Annotated in this window: 10 protein-coding genes; all 10 read left to right on the top strand. The window is 42.7% G+C overall.

From position 1 onward, the window contains the following. Positions 1 to 105: 105 nt before the first annotated feature. The 10 genes from gyrA (at position 106) to ACQY3F_RS09825 (ending at position 13,239) form a co-directional block, all read left to right on the top strand. The gene (gene gyrA / locus ACQY3F_RS09870; RefSeq protein WP_428354683.1) at positions 106 to 2,814 is read left to right on the top strand and encodes a DNA gyrase subunit A; all 2,709 of its coding nucleotides are present in this window, start codon (positions 106 to 108) and stop codon (positions 2,812 to 2,814) included. Then, on the top strand, positions 2,798 to 3,877 hold the full coding sequence (serC, locus tag ACQY3F_RS09865; RefSeq protein WP_428354681.1) for a 3-phosphoserine/phosphohydroxythreonine transaminase: 1,080 nt from the start codon (positions 2,798 to 2,800) through the stop codon (positions 3,875 to 3,877). Before gyrA ends, serC begins: the two co-directional genes overlap by 17 nt. A gap of 16 nt (positions 3,878 to 3,893) precedes the next feature. Next, positions 3,894 to 4,979 carry a prephenate dehydratase gene (gene pheA, locus ACQY3F_RS09860; protein WP_428354680.1) on the top strand — a complete coding sequence of 362 codons (1,086 nt, stop codon included), beginning with the start codon at positions 3,894 to 3,896 and terminating at the stop codon, positions 4,977 to 4,979. 600 nt (positions 4,980 to 5,579) lie between these two features. Further along, a complete protein-coding gene (locus ACQY3F_RS09855) occupies positions 5,580 to 6,242 on the top strand; it encodes a hypothetical protein (protein WP_428354679.1) in 663 nt (220 codons plus the stop codon). 561 nt (positions 6,243 to 6,803) lie between these two features. Beyond that, entirely contained in the window at positions 6,804 to 7,910 is a 1,107-nt protein-coding gene (gene hisC / locus ACQY3F_RS09850) for a histidinol-phosphate transaminase (protein WP_428354678.1), read from the top strand. Further along, on the top strand, positions 7,903 to 10,095 hold the full coding sequence (locus ACQY3F_RS09845; RefSeq protein WP_428354677.1) for a bifunctional prephenate dehydrogenase/3-phosphoshikimate 1-carboxyvinyltransferase: 2,193 nt from the start codon (positions 7,903 to 7,905) through the stop codon (positions 10,093 to 10,095). Before hisC ends, ACQY3F_RS09845 begins: the two co-directional genes overlap by 8 nt. Beyond that, complete coding sequence (cmk, locus tag ACQY3F_RS09840) at positions 10,095 to 10,754, top strand: (d)CMP kinase (RefSeq protein WP_428354675.1); 660 nt, start codon at positions 10,095 to 10,097, stop codon at positions 10,752 to 10,754. The genes ACQY3F_RS09845 and cmk overlap by 1 nt, the downstream gene beginning before the upstream one ends. Positions 10,755 to 10,850: 96 nt before the next feature. Beyond that, positions 10,851 to 12,512, top strand: coding sequence for a 30S ribosomal protein S1 (rpsA, locus tag ACQY3F_RS09835; protein WP_428354674.1), 1,662 nt, complete (start codon positions 10,851 to 10,853; stop codon positions 12,510 to 12,512). A 137-nt stretch (positions 12,513 to 12,649) separates the two neighbouring features. Next, entirely contained in the window at positions 12,650 to 12,955 is a 306-nt protein-coding gene (locus ACQY3F_RS09830) for an integration host factor subunit beta (protein ID WP_428354672.1), read from the top strand. Between the two features lie 20 nt (positions 12,956 to 12,975). Continuing rightward, a complete protein-coding gene (locus ACQY3F_RS09825; protein WP_428354671.1) occupies positions 12,976 to 13,239 on the top strand; it encodes a LapA family protein in 264 nt (87 codons plus the stop codon). Positions 13,240 to 13,492: the final 253 nt, after the last annotated feature.

Genomic DNA, 13,492 nt, shown 5'->3' with positions numbered 1-13,492 from the left:
GCGGTTATCGAAACCCATATTAATTTGGTTTTAAAAGCCCGGATTATGTAGAAAATTACTAGCCGATAAATAGACTTATCAGCGATACAGACGTATAGACGGACCATGTCAGAATTTGCTAAAGAAATAACCCCAGTTAATCTCGAAGACGAGATGCAGCAGTCCTACCTGGATTACGCAATGAGCGTTATCATTGGTCGGGCACTCCCGGATGTTAGGGATGGTTTAAAGCCCGTTCATCGACGAGTGTTATACGCGATGAATGTTCTGGGCAATGACTGGAATAAGTCGTATAAAAAATCAGCACGTGTGGTCGGGGATGTGATCGGTAAATACCATCCACATGGTGATACGGCTGTTTACGATACTATTGTTCGTATGGCACAGCCATTTTCCTTGCGCTATATGCTGATAGACGGGCAGGGTAACTTTGGTTCGGTCGATGGCGACTCTCCGGCTGCGATGCGTTATACCGAAGTGCGTATGTCTAAAATTGCGCATGAGATGCTGGCGGATCTTGACAAGGAAACAGTCGATTTTAATGCCAACTATGATGAATCAGAATCTGAGCCGGCCGTTTTACCCGCTAGAGTGCCTGCGCTATTAGTCAATGGTTCTTCGGGTATTGCTGTGGGGATGGCCACCAATATTCCACCGCATAATCTGGGTGAAGTGATTAGTGCCTGTCTGGCATTTATGGATAATCCGGATATTGATACCCGCGCGTTACTGGAATATATTCCGGGGCCTGATTTTCCTACCGCCGGAATTATTAACGGTGTCTCGGGTATTTATGATGCTTATATGACCGGGCGCGGTAAAGTCCATATCCGCGCGCGTAGTCATGTGGAAGATTATAACCAAGGTACGCGTCAGGCCATTATCGTCACCGAATTGCCTTATCAGGTTAACAAGGCGCGTCTACTGGAAAAAATTGCCGAACTGGTTAAAGAATCAAAAATCGAAGGTATTTCCGGTTTGCGCGATGAGTCTGATAAAGACGGTATGCGCATGGTGATCGAAGTACGTCGAGGTGAAGTGCCTGAAGTCGTACTGAATAATCTGTATAAACAAACTCAAATGCGTACCGTGTTTGGGATCAATATGGTGGCTATTTCCAATAGCCGTCCGCAGTGCATGAATTTAAAAGAAATTCTGCATGCCTTTATTAATCATCGCCGTGAGGTTGTTACCCGGCGGACAATTTATTTATTACGCAAAGCGCGTGAGCGTGCGCATGTATTGGAAGGTCTGGCTGTTGCCATGTCCAATATTGATGAAATGATCGCTTTAATCAAAGCGGCGGCTAATCCTGCAGAGGCTAAAATTGGCTTATTAGCCCAGACCTGGAATTCAGGTCTGGTTGCGTCTTTGTTAGAACATGCAGATGCTGATCGCTCGCGTCCTGATGGCTTAAGTATGGAATTTGGTATTCATGGTGCTGAATATCGTCTTTCAGAGGCTCAGGCATCGGCAGTCTTAGACTTGCGTTTGCACCGTTTAACCGGTCTTGAGCAAGATAAAATTGTTGATGAATACAAGAAATTACTGGATATGATTGATGAGTATCTGGAGATTCTTGGCAGTGCAGTACGTTTGATGGAAGTGATTCGTGAAGAGCTAGAGGCGATTAAAGAAGAGTATGCAGATGAGCGCCGTACCGAAATAGTTATCGATCAGCTTAGTTTATCCGAAGAGGACTTTATCACCGAAGAAGACGTGGTCGTCACCATGTCCCATGAAGGCTACGTGAAATCCCAGCGTCTGGAAGATTATCAGGCGCAGCGCCGTGGAGGACGGGGTAAGTCGGCAACGGCAACTAAAGAAGAAGATTTTGTCGATAAGCTCATTGTTGCCAATACCCACGATACTATTTTATGTTTTTCTTCTGCGGGTAAAGTTTACTGGCTAAAAGTTTATCAATTGCCTATTGCTAGCCGCGCATCACGAGGCAAGCCGTTTGTTAATCTATTACCATTAGATAAAGATGAGCAAATCAGTGCAATGCTAACGGTACGTGAATATAGCGAAGCTCAGTATATTTTTATGTCGACGGCTGCCGGTACGGTTAAGAAGACACCCTTAAAAGAATTTGAGCGGCAGCGATCTAACGGTAAAATTGCCATTGATTTACGCGAAGGCGATAAATTAGTGGGCGTTGCCGTCACTGATGGCGAACAAAATATTCTGCTATTTAGTAGTAATGGTAAGGCAAACTGCTTTAATGAAACAGATGTGCGTTCCATGGGTCGTACCGCAATGGGTGTCCGTGGAATGCGCTTGAAAGAAGGGCAGAGAATAATTTCCATGATTACTTCTTCTGAAGGTACGGTATTGAATATTACCGAAAATGGTTATGGTAAGCGCACGCGTTTAGCCGAGTTTACCCGACATAAACGTGGTGGACAGGGCATGATTGCCATGCAGACTTCTGAGCGTAACGGCAAGTTAGTTGGAGCAGTACTGGTTGAAGAGCATGATGAAATTATGTTGATTACTGATGGTGGTGTTCTGGTGCGTACCCGAGTCAATGAAATTTCAGTGGTTGGAAGAAACACGCAGGGTGTAAGAGTGATACGTCTGGATAGCAAAGAAAAGCTGATTGGCGTAGATAAAATTGATGGCCTGGTTGAGGATGAGTCCGAAGAAGGTTTTGAGCAGGACGAAACGATAGTTGATGAACAAGTTGAGCAAGTTGAGCAAGTTGAGCAAGTTGTAGACGAGCAAGTTACAGATTCAGATGACGTAGCTAGTGAAGCAGTGGATAAAGTAGACCCAGATACGGCGAGAGTGAATAATGAGCAAAGTATATAATTTTAGTGCCGGGCCTTCTATGTTGCCCCAGGCTGTTTTAAAGCAAGCACAGGCAGAAATGCTGGATTGGCAGGGTTCTGGTATGTCAGTGATGGAAATGAGCCATCGCGGTGCTGAGTTTATGGCGTTTGCCAAAACTTTGCAGGAGGATTTACGCGAGTTAATGGCTATTCCGGATAATTATAAGGTTCTGTTTTTACAGGGTGGTGCAACGGGGCAGTTTTCGTTTATTCCGGCAAATATTTTAGATGGCAAGGATAAGGCTTGTTATATCAATACCGGTGCCTGGTCCGAAAAAGCTATTAAAAGTGCAAAAGCTTATTGTAATGTCATTGTTTCTGCCAGTGGTGAAGCCAATAATTTCACCTCTATCCCAGAGCGTTCGACCTGGAATATTGACGAACAGGCGGCTTATTTACATTACACGCCTAATGAGACGATTCATGGCGTGGAGTTTCAGGATATTCCTGAGGTTGGCGATTTGCCTCTGGTGGCAGATATGTCATCTAATATCTTATCGCGTGAAATTGATGTCAGTAAATTTGGCATTATCTATGCCGGAACGCAAAAAAATATGGGCCCAGCCGGTGCAGTGGTCGTTATTGTTAGAGACGACTTGGTGGGTAAGGCGCAAAAAGGTCTGCCGGATATTTTTAATTATGAAAAGCAGGCTAAGCAAGATTCCATGCTCAATACCCCCGCGACTTACACCTGGTATTTAGTGGGTCTGGTGTTGCAGTGGGTCAAAGCGCAAGGTGGCGTTGCTGCGATGGAGCAAATTAATCAGCGTAAAGCCGCTAAGTTGTATGCTGCTATAGATCAGTCTGCTTTATACAGTAACCCGGTTGCTGTTGCTGACAGGTCACGTATGAATGTGCCTTTTGTCCTTAGCGATAATGAACTGGATAAAGCCTTTCTAAGTAGCGCTAAAGAGCAGGGATTTTTATCATTAAAAGGCCATCGTGCTGTGGGTGGTATGCGTGCCAGTATTTATAATGCCATGCCAGAATCAGGTATTGAGGCCTTAATTCAGTTTATGGCTGAGTTTGAGCGTACTCATTAAGTAAAAACGTATTAATATGACTGATGTAATCCCCCTTCCTGAGCTAAGGAATCAGATCGATGCAATAGATCAACAAATATTGCAATTGATTAACCAGCGTGCATCGTTGGCTGAAGAAGTTGCCAAAACCAAGATTGCATCAGGTGAGGATAGTTGCTTTTATCGCCCGGATCGGGAAGCATTGGTTTTAAGGCGGATTAAAGAATTAAACCCAGGGCCTTTAGATGATGATACGGCAGCACGTTTTTTTCGGGAACTTATGTCTGCTTGTCTGGCGCTGGAAAAACCATTACAAGTGGCATTTTTAGGGCCGGAAGGGACTTTTACTCAGCAGGCTGCTTTTAAGCATTTTGGTCATGCGGTGGCAACTGAGCCTGTTTCCACTATTGAAGATATATTTCAGGCAGTAGAATCAGGTCATTGTCAGTTTGGCGTGGTACCGATAGAAAATTCAACTGAAGGTGTAGTTACGCCAACACTGGATCGCTTTGTCGCTTCTCCGGTACAAATTTGTGGTGAAGTGGCGATCAGAATACAGCATAACCTAATGACCCATGCCGCCAGTTTGAGTGAAGTCACTGAGGTATATTCGCACAGGCAATCCTTAGCGCAATGCCGTCAATGGCTGGATAAACATATGCCTGGTGTACCCTGTATAGAAGTGAATAGTAATGCAGAAGCCGCTAAAATTGCCTCTGCCAGGCAGGGTGTCGCTGCGATTGCAGGCGAAGTGGCTGCTGAAATATACAATTTGCCAATTCTTCAGCAGGGTATAGAAGACCAGTCAGATAATACCACGCGCTTTGTGATTATTGGCCATCTGACCTCGACAGCAACGAGTGAGGATAAAACGTCATTGCTGATTTCTACTAAAAATCATGCAGGAGCCCTGTATAGCATTATCGAGCCATTTTCTAGGCATGGCATCAGTATGACCAAAATAGAATCGCGGCCTTCGCGACAAGGTTTGTGGGATTACCTGTTCTTTATTGATATTGATGGGCATCAAACAGACCCGGAAATAACCTTTGCGCTAGAAGAATTAGAGTCGCGTGTCACTATGATAAAAATTTTAGGCTCATACCCTAAAGCGATTTTGTAACGAATGAGATGATCGTAGCCTGTATGAAGCTTGCGTAATACGGGAAAGCTGGAGCTTCAACTGTGTTACAGGGCAATGATGGATTATTACCATGAAGGGCATGAAGGTAATGAAGGAATGGTTGTTTAGTCAAACAAGGAAATTGATTATGCAATCGTTGATATGTCATAGTTCAAAAACTCATGTGGTTGATTTCAATCTCCATTAAATCTAAGTTATATTGAATGTTTGATTTCGGCCATAAGCAGGCATTCAATAATTTAGCTAAGACAAGAAGTGAAGGCATTTAGAGATATTTTTGATAAGATGAATCGTATAGTATGGACTGATTTCATGCTTTGAAACTTAAGTGCTGAATATTATCCGTACCGGTTTATCTTGTAATAAATGTATGTTAACTCGTTTAGAGTTAGTGCCTTTCTGTGTTGTTATTGACATGGGGCAGGATTAGAGCGTCCGATAACCCGACGCTCAGTAGAACCTGACCAAAACTAACTCCTATCAGAAAGCTGATAACAAGTAGCCCCAGTCAGGTATTTTTGAGATGATAAAGTCATCTCAAAAATACTCCTGAGCGTCAGGTTAGAATTCAAGGAAAGTATGAACCAATTTGTAGTTACTCTTATAATAATACTGATTCCAGGAATTATTGCCGCCGTAATTTGCGACAAGATTACCGTCCATTCTAAATGGAACGCATTTAAGTTTGGCCTCTACGCTCTAATCCTTGGTCTTTTTGCATATGCAGGGCTTCAAATAATATTTTATGCGTGGGATGTGATTAAATCATGTTCTTTTGATATTTCTAATTGGTCTCACCTGAACGTATGGAGTAGTACTTTATCTGAAACACACAAAATTTCTGCCAAAGAAGTTGTTTTTGCGACCATGTTATCTTTACCAGCCGCATTTTTTGCAAGTTTTCTTATTAACTACAAAGTATTTAACAAGCTTGCCAAAATGCTTAAAATTTCATCTAAATATGGCGATGAAAACTTATATTCATATTACTTGAATGCAAAAGAAATTGATTGGGTTTATGTGCGAGATATTGAAAACAACTTGACATACCAAGGGCGTGTTGAATCATATGCAGAAAATGACCACATGCAAGAGTTGGTAATGTACGATGTTACCGTTTTTCGGTATGAAGATTCTGTTCAATTATATTCCGTACCTACAATATATTTAACTAAAGAAATGGGTAGGTTTATAATTGAGGCAATTCCAAAAGAACTTTTAGGAGAAGCAAATGGCGACTAGACAACCGCTGACTGAAGGCAATACACGTAATATACAAAAGGGCAATGTCGTACAGCCTAGTTCGCAACCAAATGTAAGGCCAACAGCGCCACCACCGGCGCCGGCTCCTGTGCCACCGACTCAACAAAACACAAATAATGGAAATAGCTCTAGTAATGGGGCAGACTGAATTCTAACCATTGCTTCTACTCGGAAAAAATAACGCTGCGCCGTGCCGCTCTGCAACTTTATTTCCCCCAAATACGAACAAATACGGGGTCAGGTTCCAAATTGCGAATTCCTTGTTATTGTTACGAATAACTGGGGCAGTGTAAAATTAATGGGCTAATTCCTCAAGCGTTAAATGACTCCAATGACCGGTTTGGGTCGTTATGAGTCAGTCAATTATGATAGTTATTTGCGTTATGACATTTTCTCAGTATTAATCAAAACTATTTAATTTTTTCAACACACTTTCAGAGGGGCTTAGGTGGATTTAGGTATTTCTTCAAGTCCTTCATGCTCTTCATGGTAAATTAATATTGCTCCTGAATTCATATAACTCTTTATTTCCTTTTTAATATGCCACAAAGTATCTATCAACTCGCCACCGCAGGTGTACAAACATTAGTTCCCTATCAGCCGGGAAAACCTATTTCTGATTTAGAGCGCGAGCTGGGTTTAAGCCATATAGTTAAACTGGCGTCGAATGAAAATCCTTTGGGGCCTAGTGAAAAGGTTAAACAAGCGATACAGGCCAGTTTTACGGATTTGTCACGCTATCCTGACGGTAATGGTTTTGCTTTAAAGGCGGCGTTAGCAGAAAAATGGGGAGTTGATAGCAGTCAGATTACCTTAGGCAATGGCTCTAATGAAATTCTAGAGTTATTAGCCAGGGCTTTTTTAACCACCGAACATGAAGTGGTTTTCTCGCAACATGCTTTTGCTGTTTATCCTCTAGTCACCCAGGCTGTAGGCGCTCAGGCCAAAGTTATTCGAGCAATAGACTATGGTCACGATTTAAACGGCATGCTCGCGGCCATTAGTGATAAAACACGGCTATTGTTTATTGCTAACCCCAATAATCCCACCGGCACTTATTTAACAGAGCAAGCCTTAAGCGAGTTTTTAGCAGCAGTTCCTGCGCATGTTATCTGTGTGCTGGACGAAGCCTATTTTGAATATGTTGCTCAAGATGATTATCCGGATTCTATCGGCTGGTTAAGTGTGTATCCTAACTTGATAATCACACGTACATTTTCTAAAGCCTATGGTCTGGCTGGGTTACGAGTGGGTTATGGTTTGTCGAGTCCAGAAATGGCAGATATATTAAATCGCGTGCGCCAGCCCTTTAATAATAATGCGCTGGCACTAGCGGCAGCAGAGGTTGCTATTCAGGATACTGAGTATCTGGCAAAAACTGTTGCACTGAATAAGGCAGGCATGGAGTATTTATGTGATGCTTTTTCAACGATGGGTTTGCCCTGGATTGAATCGGTAGGGAATTTTGTCTCTGTCGATTTACAACGTGAGGCGGCCAGTATTAATACTGCTTTATTACATAAAGGTGTGATTGTGCGGCCCGTTGCTAATTATGAAATGCCCAACCATTTGCGCATCAGTATTGGTACAGAAGCGGAAAATACTTTCTTTATTGATGCACTGAAAGCTGTCTTGGCAGATGTTTAAAAAGCTTTGCATTATTGGTGTAGGGCTGATTGGTGGTTCAATTGCCCGGGCTGCACGGGAAAATAATCTGTGCGCAACAATCTCGGCTTATGGGCGAGAACAGGATCTGGATAATTTACAGCAGGCTCTGGCATTGAAGGTTATTGATAGTTATAGTCTTAATCTGGAAGAAGCTGTTTATGGTGCTGATTGTGTGGTTATCGCTACGCCTGTAGGGGCAATGACGGGTATTTTTAAACTATTAGCTCCCTATTGGTCAGATCAGGCTCTGTATATGGACGCAGGCAGCACTAAAGGAAGTGTTGTAGCGGCTTTGTGCGAAATATTTAACCAAATTCCGGGTAATTTTGTTCCGGTGCATCCCATTGCCGGTGCAGAAAACAGTGGTGTAGATGCGGCTTTGGCCGATTTATTCCAGCAAAAAAGGGTGGTCTTTACCCCCTGTGCCCAGACAGATAAAGCTTTTATTAAGCAGGCTAGCCGCTTTTGGCAGGGCATGGGTAGCAGTGTTTCCTATATGCAGGTAGAACAACATGATGCTGTTCTGGCCGCTACCAGTCATTTGCCACATATTATCGCTTTTGCTTTGGTAGATTTATTAGGCAGGAAAGATGAGCAAGGCGATATTTTCAAATATGCGGCTGGCGGGTTTAAAGATTTTACCCGTATCGCCTCCAGTGACCCGACCATGTGGCTGGATATCTGCATGGCCAATAAACAACAGATTATTCCATTAATCGAGCAGTTAAGTTCTGAGTTAGAGACCGTTAAGCAAATGTTGCAAGACGACCAGACTCAGGCACTGCATGATACTTTTACTTATGCCCGAAATGCTCGGCAGCGCTTTTTAGATCAACACAATAACATGACTCAATCAATACAATTTACAGTTCAGCCAGGGGGCCACTTACAAGGTGAAGTACGTGTGCCAGGAGATAAATCCATTTCGCATCGCTCTATTATGCTAGGTTCACTTGCACAAGGTACGACGCATGTTTCAGGTTTTCTGGAAGGCGATGATGCCTTGGCAACCCTGCGTGCGTTTCAGGCTATGGGTGTGCAGATTGAAGGGCCTGTGGATGGCAACGTGACTATTCATGGCGTTGGACTGGATGGTTTACAAGCCCCTAAAGAGCCTATTTATCTAGGTAATTCGGGTACTTCTATGCGCTTGCTCTGTGGACTACTGGCAGGGCAAAAATTTGATGCGGTACTGACAGGGGATAAGTCCTTATCAGGTCGTCCTATGCGTCGGGTGATCGACCCTTTAAGTAAAATGGGGGCTAAAATTGAGAGCACAGAAAACGGCACTGCGCCTTTAACAATCAGAGGCCAAAGTGGCGCTTTACAAGGCATACATTATGATATGCCGATTGCCAGTGCACAGGTTAAGTCTTGCTTATTATTAGCTGGCTTATATGCGCAGGGTGAAACTTCTGTGACAGAACCAGCGCCGACGCGTGATCATACTGAAAGGATGCTTTCCGGATTTGCACATCCTGTTAAGCAGGCCGGTAATTTAGTCACAATTTCCCGCCACGGCCAGCTAAAAGCTACGGATATTGAAGTGCCGAGTGATATTTCATCGACGGCCTTTTTTTTGGTGGGGGCTTCTATAGCGGAAAATTCTGATTTGACATTAAAACATGTGGGTATTAATCCCACTCGTACAGGTGTGATCAATATTTTGCAATTAATGGGCGCTAATATTGAATTGCTTAATCAGCGCACTGTAGGTGGCGAGCCGGTTGCTGATATACGGGTACGTAGTGCCGCTTTAAAAGGTATTGCAATCCCGGAAGAATTTGTTGCTCTGGCCATAGATGAATTCCCCGTGTTATTTGTTGCAGCTGCCTGTGCAGAGGGTACAACTATCTTAACTGGAGCAAAAGAACTAAGGGTTAAAGAGAGTGATCGTATTCAGGTAATGGCAGATGGATTACAAATACTCGGCGTTGATGCTCAGCCTACTGAAGATGGCATGGTGATACAGGGCGGGCCTATCGGCGGTGGCTCGGTAATCTCACATGGTGATCATCGTATTGCCATGTCTTTTGCTATGGCAGGATTGCGCGCAAGCGATACCATTGTGATTGATGATTGTGCCAATGTGAATACGTCATTTCCAGGTTTCGTAGCTTTGACTGCGCAATTAGGGCTGAATATCAGTAGTGAGGACGTTTAATGAGCATTCCTGTCTTAACCATTGATGGGCCGAGTGGAGCTGGAAAGGGTACGGTTAGTCGGGCAGTAGCAAAGAAATTAGGCTGGCATTATCTGGATAGCGGTTCTATTTATCGTTCACTGGCGATTTCTGCGCTGGATCAACAATTAGACTTAAATGATGCTGTCGCGGTTGCCCTGTGTGCAGAACAAATGCATTTGGCATTTGAATGTAAGCATGAGTTAGTTGTCACGCTGGATGGCATTGATATTACCTCGCGCCTGCCTGGCGAAGATACAGGCGCTGCTGCTTCACAAGTCGCGGCATACCCTGAGGTTAGAGCTGTTTTATTGCAAAAGCAAAAGGACTTTCGTCAGCTTCCTGGTCTGGTCGCTGATGGCCGTGATATGGGCACGGTTGTTTTTGTTGATGCCCCGGCAAAGGTGTTTTTAACGGCGAGTGCGCCAGAAAGAGGGAAAAGACGATACAAACAGTTGAAAGAAAAAGGAATTGATGCTAACCTTGATAAGATTACTCAGGAGATACAATTGCGTGATCGTCGCGATAGCGAGCGAAAAACATCGCCCTTGATTCCTGCAGAAGATGCTTTTTACCTGGACTCATCTAGTCTTACCATTGATGAAGTGATTGAACAGGTAATGACTTTAGCTGTTACGTAATATTGGTGGGTTGTACGCTGACTGAATGTACAATCTTTATTTAACTACTTAGAAAAAGAGACTTGATGAGTTTAAGCAAGTCTTGGGATAGAAAACATGAGCGAGAGCTTTGCTGAATTATTTGAAGAAAGTGTAAAACAAACGGAAATGCGTACTGGCGCTATGCTAGTAGGTACGGTCGTTGATATCGATAACGATAAAGTGATTGTCAGTGCGGGATTAAAATCAGAAGGTGTGATTCCTAAATGGCAATTCTTAAATGAGGAAGGTGATCTTGAGGTTAGTGTCGGCGACGAAGTTGAAGTTGCGCTGGACTTAATCGAAGATGGCCTGGGTGCTACCTTACTTTCTCGTGATAAAGCGAAGAAACACCGAGCTTGGGGTGAACTGGAAGCTGCTTTTGAAGCGGAAGAGACCATTGTTGGCCGCATTAACGGAAAAGTTCGTGGTGGTTTTACGGTTGCTGTGGGTGCATTGCGCGCCTTCTTACCTGGTTCATTAGTTGATGTTCGTCCAATTAGAGACACTACTTTCCTAGAAGGTCGTGATCTTGAATTCAAAGTCATTAAAATAGACCAAAAACGTAATAATGTTGTGTTATCTCGTCGTGCTGTGGTTGAAAAAGAATACAGCGCAGAAAGAGATGAGTTACTTAAAACACTGGCTGATGGCATTGTTGTAAAAGGTATTGTTAAGAATTTAACCGACTACGGTGCATTTATCGATCTAGGCGGAATTGACGGTTTATTACATATTACAGATATGGCATGGCGTCGTGTACGTCACCCATCTGAGTGTGTGGAAATTGGTCAGGAAATCGAAGTTAAGGTACTTAAGTTCGACAAAGAAAAAACACGTGTTTCATTAGGTATGAAACAAATGGCGGAAGATCCATGGCATGATATTGCTACCCGTTACCCAGCAGGTACTCGTGTAACAGGTAAAGTAAATAACTTAACTGATTACGGTTGTTTCATTGAAATTGAAGAAGGCGTTGAAGGTTTGGTTCACGTTTCTGAAATGGACTGGACAAACAAAAACGTTAATCCGGCTAAAGTTGTACAGCTAGGTGACCCGGTGGAAGTTATGATCCTGGAAATCGATGAAGAAAGACGCCGTATTTCATTAGGTATGAAGCAGTGTCGTACTAATCCTTGGGATGAGTTTGCTGCTACGCATAACAAAGGCGATAAAATTTCCGGAAAAATCAAATCAATTACTGATTTTGGTATCTTTATCGGTCTGGATGGAAATATTGACGGTCTGGTACATATGTCTGATATTTCATGGTCTGATGCTCAGGAAGAATCAATCCGTGAATACCAGAAAGGTGATGAAGTAGAAACTGTTATTTTAGCGGTTGATGCTGAGCGTGAGCGTATTTCACTAGGAATCAAACAATTACAGCAAGACCCATTCCAGAACTATATTGCGATCAACGAAAAAGGCAGCATGGTTAAAGGTGTCGTTAAAGAGGTGGATGCTAAAGGTGCAGTAATTACCCTAGCTGAAAACATCGAAGGCTATTTAAGAGCTTCTGAAATACAGCGTGATCGTGTTGAAGATGCAACTAAATTACTGACTGTCGGTGATGAGATTGAAGCTAAATTTCTTGGCGTAGACAAGAAAAACAAATCTATTTCTTTGTCTATCAAAGCTAAAGATTCTGATGCCGAAGCTAGCGTTATGAAAGAATATTCAGAACAAGCTTCTGGTACACCAACAATGGGCGATTTGTTCAAGCAATTGGATAAATAATAACTTATTGTTAGTATAAAGGAGGGGTTTAATTTGCAAGGATTAAACCCCTTTTTTTATTCAACCGTGTTTTTGCTGTGAACAGCGAAAACCATTTAAGTAAAATATAGAAAAATCACAATAATTTAGGAAAACCCGTGACTAAATCTGAATTAATTGAACAATTATCTAAGAAACAACCTCATTTGGCTTTGCAGGATGTAGAGCTTGCTGTTAAGTGTATGCTTGAGCAAATGAGTCAGTCTTTATCGACGAATGAAAGAATAGAAGTACGTGGTTTTGGAAGTTTTTCTTTGCATCACCGTAAGCCTAGAATGGGTCGCAACCCTAAAACAGGAGATGCCGTTTCATTAACAGAAAAATATGTGCCACATTTTAAACCAGGAAAGGAATTACGTGACCGGGTTGACGAAACTAGACATACACATCAAATTACTGATTAACAAATAAAAGAGATAGTTCGATGATGCGGATTTTGATGCTTGTTTTTTTTACATTAATTGCTGTAATTGCTTTGATCTTCTCCTTACGTAATTTTCAGAACGTCTCAATTGATCTGTATTTTACGAGTATACAAATGCCTTTAGCTCTGGCATTAACCATAGAATTATTTGCCGGAATTTCTATCGGTTTCCTGGTTGCATTTATGCATATCTTAAAATTGAAGTCTGAGTATAAACTGCTGGATAGAAAAGTACGCAATACTTTGCCTACAGACTCACAGTAGTTCTTCAGGGTGGGTATTTGCTCTTTGCCCACCACTACTTGCTGGTTACTCAATCGCGAGCTTTTTATCCTAGAAAAATCAGTTGCTCACGATTTCTAGCACAAGCTCTTGATTCCACCGCACTTGCAAAAAATGTCCGCTTAACCTTAGAACTCCTGATCTCGACATAAAGAAATCAAAATCTTACCGTTTTCACAAGATAATTAAATGATACTAAAGTGCGTAGGTTGGCGCTGAGTATACGAAGCCCAAC

The sequence above is a fragment of the Methyloprofundus sp. genome, from assembly GCF_965251085.1.
Lineage (GTDB): Bacteria > Pseudomonadota > Gammaproteobacteria > Methylococcales > Methylomonadaceae > Methyloprofundus.
The sequence above is the reverse complement of the archived record's forward strand: the minus strand, read 5'-3'. Positions and strand labels throughout refer to the sequence as shown.

Coding starts and splice junctions, on each gene's coding strand:
- pheA (WP_428354680.1), top strand. CDS start 3,894: ATGACTGATGTAATCCCCCTTCCTGAGCTAAGGAATCAGATCGATGCA.
- gyrA (WP_428354683.1), top strand. CDS start 106: ATGTCAGAATTTGCTAAAGAAATAACCCCAGTTAATCTCGAAGACGAG.
- ACQY3F_RS09825 (WP_428354671.1), top strand. CDS start 12,976: ATGATGCGGATTTTGATGCTTGTTTTTTTTACATTAATTGCTGTAATT.
- rpsA (WP_428354674.1), top strand. CDS start 10,851: ATGAGCGAGAGCTTTGCTGAATTATTTGAAGAAAGTGTAAAACAAACG.
- serC (WP_428354681.1), top strand. CDS start 2,798: ATGAGCAAAGTATATAATTTTAGTGCCGGGCCTTCTATGTTGCCCCAG.
- cmk (WP_428354675.1), top strand. CDS start 10,095: ATGAGCATTCCTGTCTTAACCATTGATGGGCCGAGTGGAGCTGGAAAG.
- hisC (WP_428354678.1), top strand. CDS start 6,804: ATGCCACAAAGTATCTATCAACTCGCCACCGCAGGTGTACAAACATTA.
- ACQY3F_RS09855 (WP_428354679.1), top strand. CDS start 5,580: ATGAACCAATTTGTAGTTACTCTTATAATAATACTGATTCCAGGAATT.
- ACQY3F_RS09845 (WP_428354677.1), top strand. CDS start 7,903: ATGTTTAAAAAGCTTTGCATTATTGGTGTAGGGCTGATTGGTGGTTCA.